The sequence below is a fragment of the Bacillus sp. AFS040349 genome (assembly GCF_002577655.1).
Taxonomy (GTDB): Bacteria; Bacillota; Bacilli; order Bacillales; family Bacillaceae; genus Metabacillus.
Genome location: NZ_NUMC01000034.1, coordinates 33,319 through 56,468 on the forward strand (window position 1 = coordinate 33,319; position 23,150 = coordinate 56,468).

The 23,150-nt window shown below is 36.0% G+C and carries 24 protein-coding genes, 1 pseudogene and 2 riboswitches; of the genes and pseudogenes, 24 read left to right on the forward strand and 1 reads right to left on the reverse strand.

Going from position 1 to position 23,150, the window contains the following annotated elements; genetic code table 11:
• Nucleotides 1–33: 33 nt before the first annotated feature.
• The 23 genes and pseudogenes from gcvH (at nucleotide 34) to COD11_RS09115 (ending at nucleotide 20,800) form a co-directional block, all read left to right on the forward strand.
• Nucleotides 34–417 carry a glycine cleavage system protein GcvH gene (gcvH, locus tag COD11_RS09010; protein WP_098796433.1) on the forward strand — a complete coding sequence of 128 codons (384 nt, stop codon included), beginning with the start codon at nucleotides 34–36 and terminating at the stop codon, nucleotides 415–417.
• Nucleotides 418–474: 57 nt separating this feature from the next.
• Nucleotides 475–711, forward strand: a complete 237-nt coding sequence (locus COD11_RS09015; protein WP_098796434.1) for a YusG family protein — start codon at nucleotides 475–477, stop codon at nucleotides 709–711.
• Nucleotides 712–1,122: 411 nt separating this feature from the next.
• Nucleotides 1,123–1,470, forward strand: a complete 348-nt coding sequence (locus tag COD11_RS09020; RefSeq protein ID WP_098796435.1) for a toprim domain-containing protein — start codon at nucleotides 1,123–1,125, stop codon at nucleotides 1,468–1,470.
• Between the two features lie 21 nt (nucleotides 1,471–1,491).
• Nucleotides 1,492–1,797 (forward strand): thioredoxin family protein, encoded by a 306-nt coding sequence (locus COD11_RS09025; protein WP_098796436.1) that lies wholly within the window; start codon nucleotides 1,492–1,494, stop codon nucleotides 1,795–1,797.
• A gap of 136 nt (nucleotides 1,798–1,933) precedes the next feature.
• The gene (locus tag COD11_RS09030) at nucleotides 1,934–2,251 is read left to right on the forward strand and encodes an SCP2 sterol-binding domain-containing protein (protein WP_098796437.1); all 318 of its coding nucleotides are present in this window, start codon (nucleotides 1,934–1,936) and stop codon (nucleotides 2,249–2,251) included.
• A 125-nt stretch (nucleotides 2,252–2,376) separates the two neighbouring features.
• Complete coding sequence (locus COD11_RS09035; protein ID WP_098796438.1) at nucleotides 2,377–3,690, forward strand: O-acetylhomoserine aminocarboxypropyltransferase/cysteine synthase family protein; 1,314 nt, start codon at nucleotides 2,377–2,379, stop codon at nucleotides 3,688–3,690.
• A 195-nt stretch (nucleotides 3,691–3,885) separates the two neighbouring features.
• Nucleotides 3,886–3,992, forward strand: a riboswitch (SAM riboswitch).
• A gap of 103 nt (nucleotides 3,993–4,095) precedes the next feature.
• Nucleotides 4,096–5,121: a methionine ABC transporter ATP-binding protein gene (locus tag COD11_RS09040; RefSeq protein WP_098796456.1), complete on the forward strand. Its 1,026-nt coding sequence runs from the start codon at nucleotides 4,096–4,098 to the stop codon at nucleotides 5,119–5,121.
• Complete coding sequence (locus COD11_RS09045; RefSeq protein ID WP_098796439.1) at nucleotides 5,114–5,782, forward strand: methionine ABC transporter permease; 669 nt, start codon at nucleotides 5,114–5,116, stop codon at nucleotides 5,780–5,782. The genes COD11_RS09040 and COD11_RS09045 overlap by 8 nt, the downstream gene beginning before the upstream one ends.
• Before the next feature lie 12 nt (nucleotides 5,783–5,794).
• Nucleotides 5,795–6,646 carry a MetQ/NlpA family ABC transporter substrate-binding protein gene (locus COD11_RS09050; protein ID WP_098796440.1) on the forward strand — a complete coding sequence of 284 codons (852 nt, stop codon included), beginning with the start codon at nucleotides 5,795–5,797 and terminating at the stop codon, nucleotides 6,644–6,646.
• Nucleotides 6,647–6,786: 140 nt separating this feature from the next.
• Nucleotides 6,787–7,155, forward strand: a complete 369-nt coding sequence (locus COD11_RS09055) for a carboxymuconolactone decarboxylase family protein (RefSeq protein ID WP_098796441.1) — start codon at nucleotides 6,787–6,789, stop codon at nucleotides 7,153–7,155.
• A 229-nt stretch (nucleotides 7,156–7,384) separates the two neighbouring features.
• Entirely contained in the window at nucleotides 7,385–7,525 is a 141-nt protein-coding gene (locus COD11_RS26760) for a YuzK family famiily protein (RefSeq protein WP_176551024.1), read from the forward strand.
• Nucleotides 7,526–7,910: 385 nt separating this feature from the next.
• Entirely contained in the window at nucleotides 7,911–8,696 is a 786-nt protein-coding gene (gene sufC, locus COD11_RS09060) for a Fe-S cluster assembly ATPase SufC (protein ID WP_098796442.1), read from the forward strand.
• Nucleotides 8,696–10,018, forward strand: a complete 1,323-nt coding sequence (gene sufD, locus COD11_RS09065) for a Fe-S cluster assembly protein SufD (RefSeq protein ID WP_483296282.1) — start codon at nucleotides 8,696–8,698, stop codon at nucleotides 10,016–10,018. Before sufC ends, sufD begins: the two co-directional genes overlap by 1 nt.
• Nucleotides 10,018–11,241: a cysteine desulfurase gene (locus tag COD11_RS09070; RefSeq protein ID WP_098796444.1), complete on the forward strand. Its 1,224-nt coding sequence runs from the start codon at nucleotides 10,018–10,020 to the stop codon at nucleotides 11,239–11,241. Before sufD ends, COD11_RS09070 begins: the two co-directional genes overlap by 1 nt.
• On the forward strand, nucleotides 11,234–11,671 hold the full coding sequence (sufU, locus tag COD11_RS09075; RefSeq protein WP_098796445.1) for a Fe-S cluster assembly sulfur transfer protein SufU: 438 nt from the start codon (nucleotides 11,234–11,236) through the stop codon (nucleotides 11,669–11,671). Before COD11_RS09070 ends, sufU begins: the two co-directional genes overlap by 8 nt.
• A 42-nt stretch (nucleotides 11,672–11,713) precedes the next feature.
• Entirely contained in the window at nucleotides 11,714–13,111 is a 1,398-nt protein-coding gene (sufB, locus tag COD11_RS09080; protein WP_098796446.1) for a Fe-S cluster assembly protein SufB, read from the forward strand.
• A 182-nt stretch (nucleotides 13,112–13,293) separates the two neighbouring features.
• The gene (locus COD11_RS09085; protein ID WP_098796447.1) at nucleotides 13,294–14,163 is read left to right on the forward strand and encodes a DUF72 domain-containing protein; all 870 of its coding nucleotides are present in this window, start codon (nucleotides 13,294–13,296) and stop codon (nucleotides 14,161–14,163) included.
• A 32-nt stretch (nucleotides 14,164–14,195) separates the two neighbouring features.
• Nucleotides 14,196–15,599, forward strand: coding sequence for a bifunctional metallophosphatase/5'-nucleotidase (locus COD11_RS09090; protein WP_098796448.1), 1,404 nt, complete (start codon nucleotides 14,196–14,198; stop codon nucleotides 15,597–15,599).
• Nucleotides 15,600–15,665: 66 nt separating this feature from the next.
• Entirely contained in the window at nucleotides 15,666–15,968 is a 303-nt protein-coding gene (locus COD11_RS09095; RefSeq protein ID WP_098796449.1) for a YunC family protein, read from the forward strand.
• Nucleotides 15,969–16,082: 114 nt separating this feature from the next.
• Nucleotides 16,083–16,817, forward strand: a complete 735-nt coding sequence (gene yunB / locus COD11_RS09100; protein WP_098796450.1) for a sporulation protein YunB — start codon at nucleotides 16,083–16,085, stop codon at nucleotides 16,815–16,817.
• 71 nt (nucleotides 16,818–16,888) lie between these two features.
• Nucleotides 16,889–17,067, forward strand: a riboswitch (Lysine riboswitch).
• Nucleotides 17,068–17,216: 149 nt separating this feature from the next.
• Nucleotides 17,217–18,775 (forward strand): annotated as a pseudogene (locus COD11_RS09105) (Na+/H+ antiporter NhaC family protein).
• 409 nt (nucleotides 18,776–19,184) lie between these two features.
• Entirely contained in the window at nucleotides 19,185–20,696 is a 1,512-nt protein-coding gene (locus COD11_RS09110; protein WP_098796451.1) for a sodium-dependent transporter, read from the forward strand.
• Nucleotides 20,696–20,800: a methionine/alanine import family NSS transporter small subunit gene (locus COD11_RS09115; protein ID WP_098796452.1), complete on the forward strand. Its 105-nt coding sequence runs from the start codon at nucleotides 20,696–20,698 to the stop codon at nucleotides 20,798–20,800. The genes COD11_RS09110 and COD11_RS09115 overlap by 1 nt, the downstream gene beginning before the upstream one ends.
• 76 nt (nucleotides 20,801–20,876) lie before the next feature.
• On the opposite strand, the gene COD11_RS09120 is transcribed toward COD11_RS09115, so the two are convergent.
• Nucleotides 20,877–21,851: a M23 family metallopeptidase gene (locus COD11_RS09120; RefSeq protein WP_098796457.1), complete on the reverse strand. Its 975-nt coding sequence runs from the start codon at nucleotides 21,849–21,851 to the stop codon at nucleotides 20,877–20,879.
• 305 nt (nucleotides 21,852–22,156) lie between these two features.
• Here COD11_RS09120 and lipA point away from each other — a divergent pair, with 305 nt between their 5' ends.
• Nucleotides 22,157–23,068: a lipoyl synthase gene (gene lipA / locus COD11_RS09125; RefSeq protein ID WP_255301566.1), complete on the forward strand. Its 912-nt coding sequence runs from the start codon at nucleotides 22,157–22,159 to the stop codon at nucleotides 23,066–23,068.
• The last annotated feature ends 82 nt before the right edge of the window (nucleotides 23,069–23,150 follow it).

A 23,150-nucleotide genomic window follows, 5' to 3' on the forward strand; every position in this document is an offset into this window, starting at 1 on the left:
GAAATTTGTAAATATTCCTGGAGGTATGAAGACATGAACACACCTAAAGAACTGCGTTATTCAGAAGAACATGAGTGGGTAAAAGTAGAAGGAGATAAGGTGCGTATCGGTATCACGGATTTTGCACAATCAGAGCTTGGGGATATCGTATTTGTTGAATTACCAGAAATTGGTGATGAACTTCAAGCGGACGAGCCATTTGGAAGCGTTGAGTCAGTAAAAACAGTATCTGAATTATATGCACCAATTAGTGGGAAAGTTGTAGAAATTAATGAAAATCTTGATGATAGTCCAGAATTCGTTAATGATTCACCTTACGAAAAAGCATGGATGATCGTCATTGAACCTGCAAACCCTGCTGACATTGAAAAGTTAATGACAGCTGAGCAATATGAGGAAATGACAAATCAAGACTAATTAGCATGATATCGTGAATTATGGACATTCTATAAGTAGATAAAGGAGGGTGTCCATATGACAATTCAAAAACAACAATTAGATATTACTGATCGAGTTGTAGGAAAATTTGGAGATGGGCAATTAAATCTTTATCTGGAAAAAGAAAGAATTGGCCAAATGGTCTCAGAAAATAATTATGACTTAAAAGCGGGATATGAATTCAATAATAACCGCTTTTACCAAGTTGCAGATGTTGTAACAGGACCAGACCAAAAATACGTCGATTGTGACTATGAAAATGGTTGGTGTTAATAAAGCAGCAGTGGAATCTCCACTGCTCTTTTTGAATTAAACCAGGTCGTTTCTTATCATGTTTTTCTAAGTAGCTGAATTTGAGATTTTTAATTTAAGTTGTTTCATAATGATTTTGTTTTTGAACACTATTTTTTAAAACGATAGTGGAATGGAGCGGAAGACACTTGACTCCTGCGGGTGTTGAGGAAAGGCTGAGACCCCGCAGGCAAAGCCGAGGAGGCTCAGCTTCCTCCCCGCGGAAAGCGAGTGTCTGGAGCGCAATGGAACGGACCAGTCTTACGAGTAAACGCAATTAACAACAAAGATAACAGCTATTTAGAAAAAACATAAAATAAAGGGAAACAACCTCGACAAATCGAATAGGTTATATATAAAGACTTTTACTTACATTAAAAATAGGTGATGGCTATGTCGTTAGTTGAGGTTGAAAAAGTATTAATTGTTGAAGGAAAATCAGATAAGAAAAAGGTTTTAAATGTAGTAACTGAACCAATAGAAATAATCTGTACAAATGGAACAATTAGCATAACAAAAATGGATGAGCTAATTGATGAATTATTCTTAAAGGAAGTTTATATATTAGTTGATTCAGATGATGCTGGTGAACGATTGAGAAAATTATTTAAACGAGAATTTCCTGAAGCCTCTCATCTATACATTGATCGGGCATATCGTGAAGTTGCAACAGCACCGGATCACCATGTAGCATCTGTTTTGCTAAGTGCAAATATAGATGTAAACGCAAAATTCCTTTAGAAGGGATATGGAGTTAGTTTTATGATTGAATGGAAAGAAAAGGAGCTCACCCTTCCTAAAAAGGGTATTCAAATTACGTACCTTTACACACCAATGTGTGGGACATGTCAAGTAGCGAAGAAAATGTTAACGGTCGTTGATGAAATGATCCCCACTTTGGACATTTACTCCGTAAATCTAAATTATTATCCTGAAGATGCGAAACGATTAGGAATTGAGAGTGTACCTTGCCTAATTATTACTGAGAACGGTGAAATGAAAGAAAAAGTATATGCTTTCCAATCTGTCACACATCTTTTTGACTTAATCAAACAATATGCCTGCTAATTTGACATATTTCTCGGGAAATAGACTGATTTTACGAAAGAAAAGCAGAAACTGTCGAGTTATTTATAGAGGATTCTTTCGACCTTCAATGAAGTTATATAAACATAACCTTGTTGAGATCGGGAGGATTCTTTTTATGTTTTTAACAACTTTTGTCTCAAGCTTGAATAAAGGAAATTTAATAACACCCATTCTTTTAAAACGAAAATTAATTGTAGAATTTCGTTCAACAGATAAAGGGAGTCATTTTTTAGAACTTTCATCAAGTGAATCAAAACTATTATCGATTCAACCAGTTCATGTTGATTTTGTTATAGAAGGAGAAGAATCAGACTTAGAAGAGGTTTTTCTTCATCCGATAAGTTTAAAGCAACTTATATCGTTTGGGAAATTATCAATAAAAGGCTCATATCGAGATTTTCTTAGGCTAGAGGCTTTAATTAAATTAATCTAAACTTAAAAATTCTTATATACTTCAAACACAACTTCTATTACCATTAAAGTAGTCTAGGAAAGAATACTACATCTTGTTATCACACCTATTAGTAGACATTAAGAATGTATAATAGGAGGAAGAAGATGAAAGAGAAACTTTATCGCCCAGAAACGGTAACCATTCATGGAGGGTTAAAGAAAGATTCAATGACAGGTGCAAGAGCTGTTCCAATTTATCAATCAAATGCTTATTTATTTGAAAATACCGAGCATGCGGCAAATTTATTTGGATTAAAGGAGCCTGGATATATTTATACAAGAATTCATAATCCAACTTCATCTGTCTTTGAAGAAAGAATTGCTGAACTGGAAGGTGGAATCGGAAGTTTAGCTGTAGCAAGTGGAATGGCAGCGATTACATTGTCAGTTTTAAACCTAGCTGGTTCTGGTGATGAAATCGTATCAGCCTCTACATTATATGGAGGTACATATAACTTATTTGCTAACACATTACCAAAGTACGGAATCAATACGGTTTTTGTTGATCCAAAGAATCCGGAAAATTTCCGATCTGCTATTACTCCGAAAACAAAAGCTATTTTTGCAGAGACAATTGGAAATCCAAGCTTAGATGTTCTTGATATCGAGGCAGTTGCTGAAATTGCTCATGAAGCTGGAATTCCATTGATTGTGGATAACACATTTGCCACACCGTATCTATGCAGACCTATCGATCATGGTGCCGACATTGTTGTTCATTCTGCAACAAAATGGTTGCTTGGGAATGGTACAACTCTTGGTGGAGTCATTGTAGATGGAGGTAAATTTGACTGGAATAGTCCAAAATTCCCTGGGTTTACAACTCCTGATCCTAGCTATCATGATTTAGTTTATGCTGAAGCATTAGGAGAACAAGCGTATATTATTAAAGCGAGAGTTCAGTTATTAAGAGATTTAGGCCCAGCTATTAGCCCATACAATGCCTTTCAATTTAATCTTGGTCTAGAAACCCTTCATGTCCGTATGAAGGAACATGTATCAAATGCAAGGAAAATGGTGCAATATTTAGAAAGTCACCCAGCTGTTGAGTGGGTTCTATACCCTGAAAATAGCCAACACCCTGCGAAGGACTTAGCTGCTAAATACTTACCTAAGGGTGCTGGTTCTGTAGTAGTATTCGGTATCAAGGGCGGAAGAGAGGCTGGTGCAGCTCTTATTAACAACGTTGAACTTTGGTCACATGTAGCAAATGTTGGAGATGCGAAAAGCTTAATCATTCATCCTGCGAGTACAACTCATCAACAACTAGGCGTTGAAGATTTAAAGAAATCTGGTGTAACAGAAGATTTGATCCGCTTATCAGTAGGAATTGAACATATAGAGGATTTAATAGAAGATTTAGATCAAGCTATTTTTGAAGCAACAGGTGTAAAAGGAATGGAGAAAGTAAATTCTTAATTAATGAAATATTCTAATAATATTATTTATTGTATAATATTGAAAGGGGTTGCAGATAAATGCAACCCTTTTCATATTTGAAATGTAAAATCACAGTGAAAAAAGTAAGCTATTTTAAGAAAATAAATAATTGACATTGATTTTCAACACATGATACAATCACAATCGTACTTAAAAAGACAATCAAATATTTAACTCTTATCAAGAGAGGTGGAGGGAAGTGCCCGATGAAGCCCGGCAACCATCAGTTCATTCTGAAATGGTGCCAATTCACACAAAGCAGATGCTTTGAGAGATGAGAGAAAGGTATTCAAGCGCCTTTCTGCTCATTTTGCAGGAAGGTTTTTTATATGTAAAAAAATGAACGGTAGAAATAGTAAAGGAATAAAGGAAGAAGGTGACAAAATGATAACATTATCAAATGTTAATAAAGTTTATAAAACAAAGAGCGGCTCTGTTCAAGCTGTTAACAATGTAAACCTTGAAATTAAAAAAGGTGAAATATTCGGAGTTATAGGATATAGTGGAGCCGGAAAAAGTTCATTGATCCGTTTGTTAAATGGACTAGAAAAACCAACTAGTGGGGAAGTCGTTGTGGCAGGTAGTCAGATTGGCTCAATTTCTGGTACAAAGTTGCGTAAAGCACGCTTAGAAATAAGCATGATCTTTCAACACTTTAACTTATTGTGGTCAAGAACAGTGAGAGAGAATATTGCATTTCCTTTAGAAATTGCAGGAGTAAGTAAAGCGAAACGACTTAAACGTGTTGATGAGCTTATTAAGCTGGTTGGACTGGAAGGAAGAGAGAATGCATACCCTTCTCAACTTAGTGGTGGTCAAAAACAACGTGTTGGGATTGCCAGAGCGTTAGCGAATAATCCCAAGGTTTTATTATGTGATGAAGCTACATCAGCACTTGATCCCCAAACAACAGATTCAATTCTAGACCTGCTTGTTGATATTAATAAACGACTAGGCTTAACAATCGTATTAATTACACATGAAATGCATGTCATTCGTAAAATTTGTCATCGAGTAGCTGTTATGGAAAATGGTGAAGTGGTTGAACAAGGAAATGTATTGGATGTTTTCAGAAACCCTCAGAAACCTATAACAAAAACGTTCGTTAAACAAATCTCAGAGCCGGATGATACGAAGGAAGCAATTGACCTACTACTAGAAAATTATCGTTCTGGAAAAGTACTTCAGCTAACATTTGTTGGTGAAGGTACAGAAAGACCATTGATTAGCAATATTATTAGGAAATTTAATATTGAAGTGAATATTGTACAAGGTAAAATTTCACAAACGCAAAATGGCTCTTATGGTTCATTATTTTTGCATATAGATGGAGATCTTGATGAAATTAACCGTGCAGTTGCTTATATTGGAGAACAACAAGTAGAAGTGGAGGTGCTGGCGAATGCTTAATCAGTTTCTTCCAAATGTAAAATGGGAAAAAGTATGGGAGGCAACTTATGAAACAACTTACATGACAGGAGTTTCGGTTGTCGTCACTTTTTTCTTAGGAATTATACTTGGTTTACTTTTATTCTTAACTTCAAAAGGCAATATCTGGGGTAACAGTATACTTAATACAATTTTATCTGGAATCGTAAATATATTTCGGTCAATTCCGTTTATTATCCTTGTTATTTTACTCTTACCCTTCACTAAAGTTGTAGTTGGGTCAATTCTGGGAGAAAATGCTGCTTTACCCGCACTAATTATTGGATCCGCTCCATTTTACGCAAGGATGGTTGAGCTTGCTTTAAGGGAAGTTGACAAAGGTGTTATTGAAGCAGCTAAATCGATGGGAGCAAAAACGTCGACAATTATGTTGAGAGTACTATTACCGGAATCTTTACCAGCTTTGGTTTCAGGGATTACAGTTACTGCAATCGCATTGGTTGGTTATACAGCTATGGCCGGAGTAGTAGGTGCTGGAGGTCTTGGTGACCTTGCTTATCGAGAAGGATTCCAGCGTAATAATTTTGAAGTAACCATTGTAGCAACCATTTTTATCTTAATTATTGTGTTTATTATCCAATTTATTGGAGATATATTAGTTAAAGCTATCGATAAACGTTAGGAGGAAAAAATGATGAAAAAATATCTTTTATCACTAGTATTAACAATTTTCGCTATTCTACTTGTTGCATGTGGCGGAGGCGAAAATGAAACAACTCAAGAAGAAAACACAGGGACTGAGCAAGAAACGAAAGTACTAAAAGTTGGAGCGACAACTGTTCCTCATGCAGAAATTTTAGAAGAAGCAAAACCACTGTTAGCAGACAAAGGTATTGAATTAGACATCGAAGAGTTTTCAGATTATCCATTAATTAACCCAGCGCTTGCTGAAGGTGACCTGGATGCAAACTACTTCCAGCATGTTCCATATTTAGACAATGCAATTAAAGAAAATGATTTTGATCTTGCAAATGTTGGAGCAATTCATATTGAGCCTTTTGGTATTTACTCAAAAGAATACAAAACACTTGAAGAGTTACCTGAAGGTGCAAAAATTATCATGAGTAACAACGTTGCAGAAATGGGACGCGTGTTAGCACTACTTGAAGAAAAAGGTCTAATTAAATTAAATCCAGATGTTGATAAAATTAATGCAACAAAAGATGATATCGTTGAAAATGCTAAAAACCTAGAAATTGATGATAGTGTTGCACCAGAAATGTTGGCAAGTGCTTATGAAAATAACGAAGGTGATGCAGTTATTATCAATGGTAACTACGCACTTGCAGCAGGATTAAATCCAGCAGAAGATGCTGTAGCTCTAGAAGCTGGTGAAAATAACCCTTATGCAAACATCATTGTTGTTCGTAGTGAGGATAAAGACAAGGAAGAGATTAAGACTCTTGTAGAAGTATTAAAATCTCAAGAAATTAAGGATTTTATTAATACAAAATACCCAGGTTCAGTACTGCCTGTAAATGACTAATTTAAGAAATCCTTTAAGAGATCTGTAAACACAGGTCTCTTTTTTTATTGGATTCTTCAGTCACCAAGTTTGTATACAATGGTTTGAAAAATACATACTATTACTGATTGATTAAGTTATGAATGGAGTTGTTATTGAAAATGGAATATCATGAGCCTAGAAATTCTACGGAAGCTGCTTTACATGAATATAAAAGTGGATTAGGTACTTTCACACAAAAGATGCCGGAGATTGCACGCCATTATAATGCTTTTACTGAAGCTTGTTTTGCTGAAGGGACACTATCAAAAAAAGAAAAACATTTAATTGCATTAGGAATTGCAGTGAATACCCAAGATGAATACTGCATTATCTACCATGCAAAAGGATGCTTGGACAACGGTGCTAGTGAAGAAGAAATTTTAGAAACTGTTGGTGTTACAGCTGCATTTGGTGGTGGAGCAGCAATGAGCCAAGCTGTTACATTAGTTCAAGAATGTATAACAGAGTTAAACCAACTAAAACAATAAATCGAGTAATATAGAGTATTTTTGAGGGAAATTACAAAAATAGTTGGTTATTTTTACAGAATGAATCAATTTCAAATATTACGGTTTGTGAGATTATCTTACGAACTTTGAGTTGTTTGAATATTCTTGATAAGCTTTATATGTAAAATAAAGCTGAAAGGATTGATTCATTATTCACTCGAATCAAGAGTCAATTGATCTCAATTACACAACTGAAATGGAAAAGGCGATGCATCATTCTCATGGTATAGGGTACGCTGAATATGCTAGTAAGCATGATAAACGTATGGATGTTGAAAAGAGCCGTGAAGAAGATTATCGTAAAAGTCAGTTGATTTATGCTGATGTTGAAAGAAAAATGAAAAAGTAAAGCCTATAGATGGAAGAACCAGAATAACTGGTTCTTCTTTTTTAATGGAAAGACATTAGGGAGGAAAAAGCGTGTTTACTCCAAATTCACATACTTAACCCTCTAATTTCCTTCATCACAAAGAGAATGTTTTTTCTTAAAAGGTGAAAAATAAACTAGGGTCTCAAGGTAGATTCACAGAGCAATGTGTTATATAGTAGAAACTGTCTAATTTCTCTATTTACATAAATTTTTTAATGTGAATTTATCAAAGTTAGGATAGATATTTTAATGTCAAAATTCGACTCTATTCCTTAAAGGTTGTGTTCACTTTTCATTTGTTATAATATTAGAATGAGAATAAAATGAGAATTAGTAAACTTTATATATTATTGGAGGTATCATTATGGCAGGCTCTACATTAATCATTAAGGATTTACACGTAGAAATTGATGGGAAAGAAATTCTAAAAGGTGTAAATCTTGAAATAAAAGGCGGAGAGTTCCATGCAATCATGGGGCCAAACGGGACAGGTAAATCTACTTTATCTTCAGCAATCATGGGGCACCCAAAGTATGAGGTAACACAAGGTAGCATTACATTAGATGGGGAAGATGTATTAGAAATGGAAGTAGACGAGCGTGCTCGTGCAGGTCTATTTTTAGCTATGCAATATCCAAGTGAAATCAGTGGGGTAACAAACGCGGATTTCTTACGTTCTTCTATTAACGCCCGCAGAGAAGAAGGCGATGAAATCTCTTTAATGAAATTCATTCGTAAAATGGATGCAAACATGGATGAGCTTGAAATGGATCAAGATATGGCACAACGTTATTTAAATGAAGGTTTCTCCGGCGGAGAGAAAAAACGTAATGAAATCCTTCAATTAATGATGATTGAACCAAAAATTGCTATTCTAGATGAAATTGACTCTGGTCTAGATATTGATGCATTAAAAATTGTTGCAAAAGGAATCAACAAAATGCGTAGTGAAGAGTTCGGTTGCTTAATGATTACTCACTACCAACGTTTATTAAACTACATCACTCCAGATAAAGTACATGTAATGATGCAAGGACGTGTTGTTAAATCAGGTGGCCCTGAGCTAGCTCAACGTTTAGAAGCAGAAGGCTATGACTGGATTAAACAAGAATTAGGTATTGAAGACGAAACTGTTGGGCAAGAAGCATAATAGTAAGGGGGACTAAGACGATGGAAACATTAACGATCAATCAGGATTATGTCTCAAGCTATTCAAAACAGCTTGGTGAGCCGGATTGGCTTACAGATCTTCGCTTACAAGCTTTTGCCAAGCTAGAGGATCTTCCTATGCCTAAACCGGATAAAACAAAAATCGATAAATGGAATTTTACAAATTTTAAAGAACATACTGTTGAGAGTGCAAAATTAGACTCATTAAATGACTTACATGAAGATGTGAAATCATTAATTGACCTTGAGTCTACAACTAAAAACTTATATGTTCAAGTTAACAATACAGCTGCATATACTTCATTATCTTCTGAATTAAAAGATAAAGGTGTCATCCTAACAGATATCCATACTGCAGCAAAAGAGCATTCTGACTTGCTACAAAAATACTTTATGACGGACGGGGTGAAGGTTGACGAGCACCGCTTAACTGCTTTACATGCAGCTCTTCATAACGGTGGGGTATTTGTTTATGTCCCAAAAAATGTAGAAGTAGCAGAACCAATTCAGTCAGTATTTGTTCATGACAACCCTAATACAACATTATTCAACCACGTAATTGTTGTAGCTGATGATAATAGCTCAGTAACTTATGTAGAAAACTATATTTCTACTGTTCAAAATGTAGAGGGTGTGTTTAACATCATCTCAGAAGTATTTGCTAATACAAATGCTCGTGTAACATACGGTGCAGTTGATACTCTTGCAGAAGGAGTAACAACTTATGTAAACCGCCGTGGGGTTGCTGGTCGTGACTCACGTATTGAATGGGCATTAGGTTTAATGAATGATGGCAATACAATTTCTGAAAATGTTACAAACTTAATGGGCGACGGCTCATTTGGAGATACAAAAACAGTTGTAGTAGGTCGTGGAGAGCAAAAGCAAAACTTCACAACGAAGGTTGTACACTTTGGTAAACACTCAGAAGGGTATATCTTAAAACATGGAGTTATGAAGGATAGTGCATCTTCTATTTTCAATGGTATTGGTAAAATCGAGCACGGTGCTTCAAAGTCAAACGCAGAACAAGAATCTCGTGTTCTTATGTTAAGTGAAAAAGCACGTGGTGATGCAAACCCAATTCTATTAATTGATGAAGATGATGTAACGGCAGGTCACGCTGCTTCTGTTGGACGTGTTGATCCAATTCAATTATATTATTTAATGAGCCGCGGTATTCCTAAAGTAGAAGCTGAGCGTCTTGTTATCCATGGCTTCTTAGCACCTGTTGTTAAAGAACTACCTATTGAAGGTGTTAAAAAGCAGTTAGTTGAGGTTATTGAAAGGAAAGTTAAATAATGAATATCTCTGATATTCGTCAGCACTTTCCGATTTTGGACCAACAAGTAAACGGGAAAGACCTCGTTTACTTGGATAGTGGTGCAACTTCTCAGAAACCACTATCCGTTATAGATGCTCTTTCCACATATTACAAAGAATATAATTCTAATGTTCACCGTGGTGTGCACACATTGGGTACAAGAGCAACTGACGGTTATGAAGGAGCTCGTGAGAAGGTAAGAAGATTTATTGGAGCAAAATCGATCCAGGAAATCATCTTTACTAGAGGTGCTACTACTGCTTTAAATATTGTTGCTCAGAGCTATGGGCTTACCAATGTAAAAGAAGGTGATGAAATTGTCATCACTTATATGGAGCATCATGCGAATGTGATTCCTTGGCAACAGGTAGCGAAAATAACTGGTGCCACTTTAAAATATATTCCATTACAAGAAGATGGTACAATCGACTTGAAGGATGTTGAAGAAACAATAACACCAAATACGAAAATTGTATCAGTTATGCATGTATCAAACGTACTTGGAACGATTAATCCGATAAAAGAAATCACAGAGGTTGCTCATAAGCATGGAGCTGTGATGGTTGTAGATGGTTGTCAAAGTGCTCCACATATGAAAGTAGATGTCCGAGATTTAGATTGTGATTTCTTTGCATTCTCGGCTCACAAAATGTGTGGCCCAACAGGTATCGGTGTGTTATACGGTAAGAAAGCACTCCTTGAGAAGATGGAACCTGTTGAATTCGGTGGTGAAATGATTGACTTTGTAGGATTACACGAGTCAACATGGAAGGAGCTTCCGTGGAAATTTGAAGCTGGAACTCCTATCATTGCTGGGGCAATTGGTCTTGGCGAAGCAATTGATTTCTTGGAGAAGGTCGGTCTAGACAATATAGAATCCCATGATCGTAAGCTAACTAAATATGCTTATGAACAGCTTAGTCAAGTTGATGGTTTAACTATATACGGTCCTAGTCCAGAGAAACGTACTGGGTTAGTAACATTTAATATAGAAGATGTGCATCCACATGATGTTGCAACAGTTTTAGATGCTGAGGGAATTGCTGTTCGTGCAGGTCATCATTGTGCGCAGCCTTTAATGAAATGGCTGAAGGTTTCCGCAACAGCAAGAGCTAGTTTTTACCTGTACAACACGGAACAAGAAGTTGATAAGCTTGTTGCAGGTATTAAAAAGACAAAGGAGTACTTCAGTAATGTCTAATCATGTAAATCTTGATACTCTTTATCGTCAGGTTATTATGGATCATTATAAAAACCCGAGAAATAAAGGGATCCTTGACAACAGTCTTACAATTGATATGAATAATCCAACTTGTGGAGATCGTATCCGTTTAACACTTGATGTACGAGATGATGTTGTTAAGGATGCAAAATTTGAAGGAGAAGGCTGCTCGATTTCAATGTCTTCTGCATCAATGATGACTCAGGCGATTAAAGGTAAAAAATTAGAAGAAGCATTAAAGCTATCAGAAATCTTTTCGAATATGATGTTAGGAAAAGAATATGATGATGATATCGACTTAGGTGATATTGAAGCATTACAGGGAGTGGCAAAATTCCCTGCACGTATAAAATGTGCGACATTAGCTTGGAAGGCTATGGAAAAGGGCGTGAAAGAAGGCAACGAATAGGTTGCTTACGCCATAAATCTAATTTGATTGGAGTGAATGTAGATGGCAAAAAAGGCACCTGAAATCGGCGATTATAAATATGGTTTTGCTGACAAGGATGTTTCCATCTTCCGTTCTAAACGAGGATTAACGAAAGAGATTGTTGAAGAAATCTCTCGTATGAAAGATGAACCACAATGGATGCTTGATTTCCGTTTGAAATCATTGGAGCATTTTTACAATATGCCAATGCCACAATGGGGTGGGGATATGGCCTCATTAAATTTCGATGAAATTACGTATTATGTAAAACCTTCTGAGAAATCAGAACGCTCATGGGATGAGGTTCCTGAAGAAATTAAAGCTACATTTGATAAATTAGGGATCCCTGAAGCAGAGCAAAAATATTTAGCTGGTGTATCAGCTCAATATGAATCAGAGGTTGTTTACCATAACATGAAAGAAGACCTTGAAGACCTTGGTATTGTCTTCAAAGATACGGATACAGCTTTAAAAGAGAACGAAGATATTTTCCGTGAGCATTTTGGAAAAGTAATTCCTCCAGCAGATAATAAGTTCTCTGCTTTAAACTCTGCTGTATGGTCTGGTGGATCATTCATTTATGTACCAAAAGGTGTTAAAGTTGATACTCCATTACAAGCATACTTCCGTATTAACTCTGAAAACATGGGACAATTTGAGCGTACATTAATCATCGTTGATGAAGGCGCACATGTACACTATGTTGAGGGTTGTACAGCTCCAGTTTATACAACGAACTCACTTCACAGTGCAGTTGTTGAGATCATTGTTAAAGACGGTGGCTACTGCCGTTATACAACAATTCAAAACTGGGCAAATAACGTGTTTAACCTTGTAACAAAGCGTGCAGTTTGTGATGCGAATGCAACGATGGAATGGATCGATGGTAACATTGGTTCAAAATTAACTATGAAATACCCAGCTGTTATCCTTCGTGGTGAAGGAGCACGTGGTATGACACTTTCTATTGCCTTAGCAGGTAAAGGTCAACACCAGGATGCAGGTGCAAAAATGATTCACCTTGCGCCAAACACATCATCTACGATTGTTTCCAAATCCATTTCAAAGCAAGGTGGTAAAGTAACATATCGTGGTATTGTACACTTTGGACGTAAAGCTGAAGGGGCAAGATCAAACATTGAGTGTGATACACTCATCATGGATAATCAATCAACATCTGATACAATTCCATACAATGAAATTCTTAACGATAATATTTCTCTTGAACACGAAGCGAAAGTTTCAAAAGTATCTGAAGAGCAATTATTCTATCTAATGAGTCGTGGTATTTCAGAAGAAGAAGCAACAGAAATGATCGTAATGGGCTTTATCGAGCCATTCACAAAAGAACTTCCAATGGAATATGCAGTAGAAATGAACCGTCTGATCAAGTTCGAAATGGAAGGTTCTATCGGTTAATAACTTTCATATAAAAGGACTGACAATTGTCAGTCCTTTTTAGTACGTAAAGAATACGTGTGAAACAACCATTTGTGTTATATTTGGGTAATATGTCGTTAGAACTCTGTTAAGGTTTATGGAAAGAACAAAGAGTCGTATAATTAAGGTAAAGCCGTTAATTAAAAAAAGGATGATTTTGATTGACAAGCATTCAAATAGGGTTAACTGGATGGGGAGATCATGATTCCCTTTACACTAGTTTGAATACAACGAATAAATTACAAGAATATGCTGCACATTTTCCAACGGTTGAAATTGATTCATGTTTTTATGCTGTCCAGCCGGAACGTAATATGGAAAAGTGGGTAAAAGATACACCAAAGGGGTTTCAGTTTATAGCAAAAGCTTATCAAGGAATGACAGGACATCTTCGCGGAGAAATTCCCTTTGATAACAAATCTGATATGTTTTCAGCATACATAAAATCGATTCAACCATTAAAAAATGCAAATAAATTAGCTATGGTATTATTCCAATTTCCCCCTTGGTTTTCATGTAACAAAGAAAATGTAGCATACTTAAAATGGTGCAGAGAAAAAATGGGAGATACAGAGGTTGCATTAGAATTTCGCAACCGCTCGTGGTTTTCTTCTAGTTATTATGATAAAACCTTACAGTTTATGGAGGATGAGAAATGGATTCATAGTATTGTGGACGAACCTCAGGCTGGTGAAAGATCGATTCCCACCGTTCTAAAACCAACTACTCCTCATAAAACACTTATCCGTCTCCATGGAAGAAATGTATATGGATGGAATAAGCCGGCTAATGGAGATAATTGGCGAGATGTTCGATATTTGTATCGATATAATGAAGAAGAGTTATTAGAGTGGAAAGAACATTTAGCTAAGATTCAGCAAAGAACAGAAACAACCTTTATGCTCTTTAATAACAACTCAGGTGGAGATGCCGCAGATAATGCGAAGATGATGATAAATCTACTAAATCTTCACTATACGGGATTAGCTGAAAAACAATTAAGTTTGTTTCAAGATCATGAGGGGATGTAATAAGTGTGGAGTTTAAGTAAGGAGAGAGGAACATGTTAGAAACCGTTCACCTTTATCATACTAATGATTTACATAGTCATTTTGAAAATTGGCCGGCAATCGTTCAATTTCTTAAAGACAAAAAAGCATGGCATGATCAACAAAATGAGCAAATGATTTTATTGGATATTGGAGATCATTCAGATCGGTTTCATCCAATAACTGAAGCAACAAAGGGAAAAGCAAATGTTTCACTGTTAAATCAGTTAAATTATGACGCAGTGACAATTGGAAATAATGAAGGAATTACTTTTTCACATGAAGATCTTGATTCTTTATATGAACATGCAACATTTCCGGTGATCCTATCAAATTTATATACAGAATTGGGAGAACGGCCTAATTGGGTTGTTCCTTATCATATCATTACACTTAACAGTGGTACGAGGATTGCTTTGCTTGGTGTTACGGTTTTCTATGAAAAGTTTTATGAATTACTTGGATGGAAAATAAAAGATCCTTTTCAAAGTTTGTTGGAGACTGTTGAACAAGTAAAGGAACAATGTGATGTGATTGTACTTTTGTCTCATTTGGGAATAAGTGATGACGAAATTATAGCCAAAGAGTTTCCTGATATTGATGTTATTATTGGAGGCCACACCCATCATGTTCTCAAGGAAGGAATGGAACTTCATAATACCCTCATTGCAGGTGCAGGAAAATATGGTCAATATGTAGGACATATTTCTTTATCTTTTCATCTTGATAATAAAAAGCTCCATTCTTATAAAGCTTCTCTATTTCCAATGGAGGATCAGAAAATAGTTTGTGATGAAACAGAGTTATTGTTACAAGAATCTTCAATACAAGCTGATAATACTCTTTCGGAGGTAATTGGTGTTTCAAAAAATGGTCTTACCTTAGATTGGTACCAAGAATCTGAGTTCCCAAAACTCCTTGTTCAATCTATAAAGGAGTGGTGTAATGGAGAGGTTGCAATGGTGAATTCAGGTATTCTTTTAGAGCCTTTAAAAAAAGGAGCAGTCACAAGAAAAGATCTTCATCGTATTTGTCCTCATCCGATCAATCCGTGTAAAGTTTATTTAAAAGGTGATGTTCTTAAAGAAGTTATTGTTCAATCGAGAGATGAGAAGATGGAACATTTAAAGCTAAAAGGTCTTGGCTTTAGAGGAAAAGTAATGGGGCGAATGGTTTTTGACGGGATTGAAGTAAACATGGAAACGTTAGATGATGGCAAAGATCATGTAACAGAAATATTTATTAATGGTAAACCTATTTCACATGAACGGATTTATGCTGTAGCGACGATTGATATGTTTACTCTTGGTCCTCTATATCCTGAAATCAGTCATGCCGAGAAGAAGGTGTTTTTTATGCCTGAGTTGTTGAGAGATTTATTAGCATGGAAGTTAGGTGAAAAATCTAAAATTGAATAGGCGCATATCTACACGTATCCTTTCTTTATTCATAAAGATATATCAAGAAAGGAGTGTAGATACACAATGGTTACAATGACTCCAGTTGTTATAGAAGGAAAGCAGTTCACAGCGATTACAGTTGCGTTGCCTAAAACAAATTTTATGGCAGTTACAAACGATAAAGGATATATCATGTGCGGAGCACTTGATGTTGCATTATTAAACGAAAAGCTTAAAGACCGAGGGATTATTGCTGGTCGTGCTGTTGGTGTCCGTACAATCGATCAATTACTTGAAGCGCCACTGGAATCTGTCACATATGAAGCAGAAAAACTGGGAATCACTGTGGGAACAACAGGAAAAGATGCATTACTTAAAATGGCTTAAGTAAGAAGCAAGCCTGTATTTTCCTAAAACAATAAAAAGTTTAGAATGAATAAAAAAGTAAGCGTACATCCCTCCTGTCATGCATAAACATAGCTTGTAAAGGAGGGATTTGTTTTGGCTAAGTTTCGCGGTCGACGCCCGCGCAAAGGGCCTTTACCTTTTCGATATGTACTGTTGCTAACACTTGTTATATTTACAATTCTGACTGCTAGTAGTTTTTGGTATGTAGATAGTAAAGTAGAACCTGCTATTATGGACATCGCTAAGCTCGAAGCTTCTTCAGTTGCAACAACCATTATCCATGAAGCTGTAAAAGAAGAGACAGAAAAGGACCAAGAAAACCTTGTTATAATAGATAAGGATAACAACGGCAATACAAATACAATCCGATTTAATTCAGCAGTTGTTCGAGCAGAATTAGACCGAATAACTGATAACATCACAAGGAAATTAACCGAAATTGAAAAAGGGAATTTTCATACAACAGACAATCAGGAAATGGAATTAGATGATGGAATTGTTTATTCGATTCCTTTAGGACAAATAACGGATAATGCGATTTTAAGTACAATAGGTCCAGATATTCCAGTTCGTTTTTACTTAATAGGTGATGTACATACCGATATTAAAAGAACGTTAAAGGAATATGGAATTAACAGTGCGGTTCATGAAATTTCTGTTATTGTTGAAGTAACAGTACAGGTCGTTATCCCGTTCTCAACAAAGCCTGTTACGATTACAAATACAATTCCTATTGTTGACATTGCAGCTCACGGTGATGTACCGCAGTATTATAATAATGGAAGCGGAGAAAATGCACCTGCCATTGAATTACCAGCAGTTCCATAGTTGTCATTTGACTACTATTTTGCTAAACTATTGAAAGTTAATTAAATATTGACCGACATCACCTTATCTCATGATGAGGTAGAGGCGCAGAAACCAAGAGTACAGTATGTGAGAATGACAACGATGATCATATTGAAAAGGGGTTTTTGCCGAAGTGAATGTTAGCTAGTCAGGCTGCATTTGCTGGTATTACGTTGAATAAAGGTAATACTGTCATTATAGAAAACTATAATGGAGGGCTACTGATCGAGATGGAGGATAACATAACATTATTCAAATAAGAGTAATGATAGTTATTTTCTATCGTTACTCTTTTTCTATGCACTTTTTTAGGGTGCATTGTTCCTTACAATCAGTATAAGCCCTTCCAATAATAAAAACAGGGAGGCATTTTACATCATGTCAGGCACTATTTTTTCAATTATTCCCCCGATAATCGCCATCTTAATGGTTATCTTAACAAGGAGAGTTTTGTTATCTCTAGGCGTGGGGATTGTATCAGCAGCGTTATTACTAAAGGATTTTTCAATCGCAGATTCCGGGATGGTCATAATAAATGCTGTTAAAGGTATTTTCATTTCTGAAGGTGAATTAAACACTTGGAATGTTTATATCATATTATTCTTGTTAATCTTAGGAATTGTTACAGCACTTATTTCTATCTCAGGCGGGAGTCGTGCTTTTGGTGAGTGGGCAGAAAAGCGTGTAAAAACTCGAACAGGAGCTCAATTTACAGCAGCAATATTAGGAATACTCATTTTCATTGATGATTATTTTAATGCACTTGCCGTTGGACAAGTTAGTCGTCCGATTACTGATCGTCAAAAGGTTTCACGGGCTAAACTTGCTTATATTATTGATTCAACATCAGCACCAGTTTGTGTTGTTTCACCAATTTCAAGCTGGGGAGCATATATCATTGCATCATTGCAATGATTGCGACAATTTTAACTACTCATGGTGTTACTGAGTTTACACCGCTTGGCGCATTTATGACAATGATTCCGATGAACTACTATGTTTTTGCTGCATTGGTTCTTGTGTTTGCAGTAGCTTATTTCAATATTAATATTGGCAGCATGAAAGTTCATGAAGATCGTGCGATTCAAACTGGACAAGTAGTTGATCCTTCCAAAGAAGCATTGGGTGAAATTAAAGAAGATTTACCAACAAGTGATAAAGGCACGATTGGTAACCTTGTTTGGCCTATTCTTTCTTTAATTATTGGTACAGTGGCATCGATGCTTTATACGGGTTATTCAGCAATTGAAGACAAATCAGCTGTAGATATTTTTGCAATCTTTGAAAATACAGATGTTTCAGCATCGCTATTATATGGCGGACTATTTGGACTAGCAATCACCATCATATTATTTTTTAGTAGAGGAATTAATGGACGTTATTTGCCCCTTGCAATCATTGAAGGTGTTAAATCAATGCTACCAGCTATCTACATCCTATTATTTGCGTGGGTTATTGTAGATTTGATCGGTCAATTAAGTACAGGGGAATATTTAGCGGGAATTGTTGAAAAATCTAACCTTAACTTATCGTATCTTCCAGTCGTAATGTTTATATTGGCAGCATTCATTGCGTTTGCAACTGGTACTTCTTGGGGAACTTTTGGAATCATGTTACCAATTGCAGGTGAAATTACAGCAGCTACTGATATTAACATGTTGCTTGCGGCTATGGCAGCAGTTCTTGCAGGTTCTGTATTAGGTGATCATTGTTCACCAATTTCTGATACGACAATACTATCCTCTACAGGAGCAGGAAGTCATCACATTGATCACGTATTGACTCAGTTACCTTACGCCTTAATTGGTGGAGGCGTTGCTACAATCGGTTATCTTGTTTTAGGTTTTACGGGTAGTAGTTTAGTTGGTTTACTTACAATATCTATCTTATTAGTAGGGTTTATTTTCATTTTTGCAAAAAGAGCAAAAGCAGTATAAAAAGGAAGGCGATTCGCCTTTCTTTTTTTTTCCATTTCTTTGTAATGTTATTCCATGAATAGTAATATCTATTTTTTATTAATATAAGGTAGGGTCGAAAGATACTGAATATTTAGAAGTTAAAAAATATTTATGGTGACTATTTCATTTTACAACTTTTAAGAATTAAAGAGTTAAAGGGAAAATCTGTCTTTGTTTGAAAATGTATAAAGTATTTCCATATTCTATTTAATAGAGTCTAAAATTTCTGAAAATATCATCTTAAAATAGTATTTTTTAAAAATTTTTTATAGACATAGGCATAATGTCCGATTATACTATGTATAGATTATAATAAATAATCAGAAAATTATATAATTTCTAATTGTTTCCACATTTAAGTGAGAGATGAGAAGAGGAGGAAAATATTATGGAAAATCGCCCACAGTGGGGGACAAGGGCTGGCTTTATTCTAGCAGCTGTTGGTTCTGCAGTAGGTTTAGGAAATATCTGGAGATTTCCGGCAACAGCATATGAAAATGGAGGAGGAGCATTTTTCTTACCATATCTATTTGCTTTGTTAACAGCTGGTATCCCATTACTAGTAATGGAGTTTACACTAGGACATAAATATCGTGGATCTGCTCCTACAACTTTCGGTAAAGTTGGTAAGGGAAGTTCATGGTTGGGCTGGTGGCAGGTTGCTATCGCATTTGTTATTTCATGTTACTATCCAGTTATTATCGCTTGGGCTTCATCTTATTCTGTTTTTGCATTTAACCAAAATTGGGGTACTGATACAGAAGGATTCTTATTCGGTGAGTACCTACAACTAGCAGAAAAGCCTGGTCAATTTGGTGGGCTAGTACCAGGGGTTTTAATTCCACTTATCTTAGTTTGGATTGTTACTTTAGGCGTTTTATTTGCGGGTGTTAAAAAAGGTATTGAAGCAGCTAATAAAGTATTTATTCCAGTTTTAGTTATTATGTTTACTATTATCGTTATTCGCGCTTTAACACTTGATGGAGCTGCTCAAGGATTAGATGCGTTCTTCAAACCAGATTGGAGTAAAATTCTAGATGGTAAAGTATGGGTTGCGGCTTACGGACAGATCTTCTTTAGTTTATCGATTGCATTTGCTATTATGATTACTTATTCAAGTTATCTTCCTAAAAAATCTGATATTACAAACAATGCTTTTATTACTGGTTTCGGAAACTCAGCATTCGAAGTTCTTGCTGGTATTGGAGTATTTAGTGCATTAGGATTTATGGCAGCACAGCAAGGAGTTCCTGTAGCAGAAGTAGTTTCTTCTGGTGTTGGTCTAGCATTTGTTGTATTCCCACAAATTATTAATGAATTCCCTGCTTTTAATGGATTATTTGGGTTCCTATTCTTTGGTTCATTAATATTAGCAGGTTTAACATCCTTGATTTCCATTACTGAAACATATGTTGCAGGTATTCAAGAGAAATTTAAAGTATCTCGTACAAAGGCTGTTGCAATAGGTGGTGGATTAGCTGCTGTTATCTCATTAATATTCGCTACAAAAGGTGGTCTTTATTTCCTAGATTCAGTTGACTACTTCATTAATACATTTGGTATTACATTAGCTGGTTTCATTGAAGTAATTGCAATTGCATGGTTTGCAAAGGAATTAAAGAATATTCAAAAGCATGCTAATGAGCTGTCAGACATTCAATTAGGTACTTGGTGGAGAGTATGCTTAGGTTTTATCACTCCAATCGTACTAGGATATATGATGTTCGATAACTTAAGAACGAACTTAACAAGCGAATATGGTGACTACCCTCGTGAATTCCTATTTAATTGGGGTTGGACGGTAGCCATTGGAGCAGTTTTAGTTGGTGTACTATTCTCGGTTACAAATAAAAAGCAAAAAGAATCTACAACTTCAAATGATAAGGGGGTTTCTCAATAATGAGTGCATCTGCTATTGCAATGATGGTAATCGGTATTGTAGTCGTTTGGGGAGGCCTTGCGGCAAGTATTACAAATGCTGTAATTAAAGCAAAACAAAAATAAATGAAAAGAGGCTGAGAAAATCAGCCTCTTTTTTGCATTTCGGGAAGTGACAGGCACGCCCCGAGTTTTGTCGACGTTATTTTCTTTTTCGTTCTGCTCGTTCCCAAGATTTTAAATGAGGGTAAGGATCAAATGACCATTCAGTTCGACCGTTATCTTTATAAAGACCATAATGTAGGTGTGGTGGGAATTTCCCTGCTGTACCTGGAGGGCCATAACCAGAGCTTCCTACTGACCCAATTAATTGACCTGGCTCGACAACTTGTCCTGTTTGGAGACCATCAGCAAAACCATTTAAATGGGCAAAATAATGGTACGTATTGTCGATATCGCGTATCCCTACTCTCCAACCACCATATCGATTCCACCCCTTCATCTCAACAACTCCGTAACAAGTTGCTCTTACTGGAACCCCGTAGTTTGCAAAAATGTCAGTTCCTTCATGAATTCTTCTGCCACCCCAGCCGCGGGCATCTCCCCACGTATTTTTGTAACTATAGTTATGTTTTAGAGGAACAGGGAATGCATGTTTATCTAAATCCAAGTGGCCATATTTTTTATATAATTTCATATGACCTAAAATGAGTCCAACTGTTTTATCACGTTGATAATAATGCCATAAGCCAATCTTTAAATTTTCCAAATCAGATCCATATGATTGTAAATAATTCGCAAAGGAATAGAGGATGTCTTCATCATTTGTTGGATCGGCAACCTGATCTCCATTACCATCCTCTCCAATACCACCAAATAAACCTATGCTTCTAGGATTTGTATCCTGCATATTTGGATTGAGTGGTCCTGCCCATACTTCGGGTTTGACATAAATTTCAATGGACCCATTAGCTTTTGGGATGTCTTTTCTTGAATGACGAACATTTCTTTCATATTGATCAATTGCAGCTAATACATACCAAGGTATGTTCGTTAATGTTTCTACTTTTGTATATAAGCTCATTAGCTTTTCATATTCTTTTTCTTGGTCGGATTTTTCAGCAGCATAGGAAACTTGATGTGCTGAAACAGAGATCATCATGAAGAAGATGATCATAAAGGAAAGTACTTTTTGCACAGTAATGAGCTCCTTTCATTTGTTCCAAATTGAATCACACCTTCACTGTCAGTGGTACCTGGTATCAATATAAAAGGTAATACTGCCAGAAAAAGTCCAATCCTTGTCAATAACAGCCCATGGAAGTATCTTTTTATAGTTTGGTTTTCAATTTGTATTTCATTAATAGAAAATGTTAGAAATTACATACAGTCCTTTTCCTTGTCCGACTCGTTTCCTTATGTTAAAGTGGAAACGTATATTGAAATAGTTTGATTAGTGGACAACTATAAATAGATTACATAATGGAGATGAATCAGATGGCGAAAAAGGAAGAATATCTACGTAAGCCAGAATGGTTAAAAATAAAATTAAACACGAACGAGAACTATACAGATTTAAAAAAGCTTATGAGAGAGCAAAATTTACACACTGTCTGTGAAGAGGCTAGATGTCCAAATATTCATGAATGTTGGGCTGTTCGTCGTACAGCTACGTTTATGATTTTAGGTGCTGTATGTACTCGTGCATGCCGATTCTGTGCCGTTAAAACAGGACTTCCTACTGAATTAGACCTAGCAGAACCAGAACGCGTAGCAGACTCGGTTGCTCTTATGAATCTTAAACATGCAGTTGTTACTGCAGTTGCTCGTGATGACCTAAAAGATGGTGGAGCACAAGTATTTGCTGAAACAGTTCGTGCGATTCGACGCAAAAGCCCATTTACAACAATTGAAGTGCTACCTTCAGATATGGGTGGCGTTTATGAGAATCTTAAGATGTTAATGGATGCAAAGCCTGATATCCTTAACCATAATATTGAAACAGTTCGTGAGCTTACGCCTAGAGTTCGTGCCCGTGCAAAATATGATCGTTCTTTAGAATTTTTACAACGTGCAAAAGAAATGCAACCTGAAATTCCAACTAAATCAAGTATCATGATTGGTCTTGGAGAAACAAAAGAGCAAATCATCGAAACAATGGATGATTTACGTGCTCATGATGTGGATATTATGACAATTGGTCAATACCTGCAACCAACGAAAAAACACCTTAAAGTTCAAAAATATTATCATCCAGATGAATTTGCTGAACTACGTGAAATTGCATTAAGTAAAGGCTTTAGCCATTGCGAAGCTGGTCCGCTTGTTCGTTCATCCTATCATGCAGATGAACAAGTAAATTCTGCAGCTAAACAAAAGCAAGCACAGGCTTAATTAATGTAGAAAAATGGAACTGTCAAATGACAGTTCCATTTCAGACTGTAGACAAACTCAAGAAAATTGAGTTTGCTTACAG

What these genes read in the sequence shown, in the direction of transcription:
- COD11_RS09025 (WP_098796436.1), top strand. Translation starts at nt 1,492, where the DNA reads ATGATTGAATGGAAAGAAAAGGAGCTCACCCTTCCTAAAAAGGGTATT.
- COD11_RS09055 (WP_098796441.1), top strand. Translation starts at nt 6,787, where the DNA reads ATGGAATATCATGAGCCTAGAAATTCTACGGAAGCTGCTTTACATGAA.
- COD11_RS09015 (WP_098796434.1), top strand. Translation starts at nt 475, where the DNA reads ATGACAATTCAAAAACAACAATTAGATATTACTGATCGAGTTGTAGGA.
- lipA (WP_255301566.1), top strand. Translation starts at nt 22,157, where the DNA reads ATGGAGATGAATCAGATGGCGAAAAAGGAAGAATATCTACGTAAGCCA.
- sufU (WP_098796445.1), top strand. Translation starts at nt 11,234, where the DNA reads ATGTCTAATCATGTAAATCTTGATACTCTTTATCGTCAGGTTATTATG.
- COD11_RS09040 (WP_098796456.1), top strand. Translation starts at nt 4,096, where the DNA reads ATGATAACATTATCAAATGTTAATAAAGTTTATAAAACAAAGAGCGGC.
- COD11_RS09070 (WP_098796444.1), top strand. Translation starts at nt 10,018, where the DNA reads ATGAATATCTCTGATATTCGTCAGCACTTTCCGATTTTGGACCAACAA.
- COD11_RS09110 (WP_098796451.1), top strand. Translation starts at nt 19,185, where the DNA reads ATGGAAAATCGCCCACAGTGGGGGACAAGGGCTGGCTTTATTCTAGCA.
- COD11_RS09020 (WP_098796435.1), top strand. Translation starts at nt 1,123, where the DNA reads ATGTCGTTAGTTGAGGTTGAAAAAGTATTAATTGTTGAAGGAAAATCA.
- COD11_RS09030 (WP_098796437.1), top strand. Translation starts at nt 1,934, where the DNA reads ATGTTTTTAACAACTTTTGTCTCAAGCTTGAATAAAGGAAATTTAATA.
- sufB (WP_098796446.1), top strand. Translation starts at nt 11,714, where the DNA reads ATGGCAAAAAAGGCACCTGAAATCGGCGATTATAAATATGGTTTTGCT.
- COD11_RS09050 (WP_098796440.1), top strand. Translation starts at nt 5,795, where the DNA reads ATGAAAAAATATCTTTTATCACTAGTATTAACAATTTTCGCTATTCTA.
- gcvH (WP_098796433.1), top strand. Translation starts at nt 34, where the DNA reads ATGAACACACCTAAAGAACTGCGTTATTCAGAAGAACATGAGTGGGTA.
- sufC (WP_098796442.1), top strand. Translation starts at nt 7,911, where the DNA reads ATGGCAGGCTCTACATTAATCATTAAGGATTTACACGTAGAAATTGAT.
- COD11_RS09035 (WP_098796438.1), top strand. Translation starts at nt 2,377, where the DNA reads ATGAAAGAGAAACTTTATCGCCCAGAAACGGTAACCATTCATGGAGGG.
- COD11_RS09090 (WP_098796448.1), top strand. Translation starts at nt 14,196, where the DNA reads ATGTTAGAAACCGTTCACCTTTATCATACTAATGATTTACATAGTCAT.
- COD11_RS09120 (WP_098796457.1), bottom strand. Translation starts at nt 21,851, where the DNA reads ATGATCATCTTCTTCATGATGATCTCTGTTTCAGCACATCAAGTTTCC.
- COD11_RS09095 (WP_098796449.1), top strand. Translation starts at nt 15,666, where the DNA reads ATGGTTACAATGACTCCAGTTGTTATAGAAGGAAAGCAGTTCACAGCG.
- COD11_RS26760 (WP_176551024.1), top strand. Translation starts at nt 7,385, where the DNA reads ATGCATCATTCTCATGGTATAGGGTACGCTGAATATGCTAGTAAGCAT.
- COD11_RS09045 (WP_098796439.1), top strand. Translation starts at nt 5,114, where the DNA reads ATGCTTAATCAGTTTCTTCCAAATGTAAAATGGGAAAAAGTATGGGAG.
- COD11_RS09115 (WP_098796452.1), top strand. Translation starts at nt 20,696, where the DNA reads ATGAGTGCATCTGCTATTGCAATGATGGTAATCGGTATTGTAGTCGTT.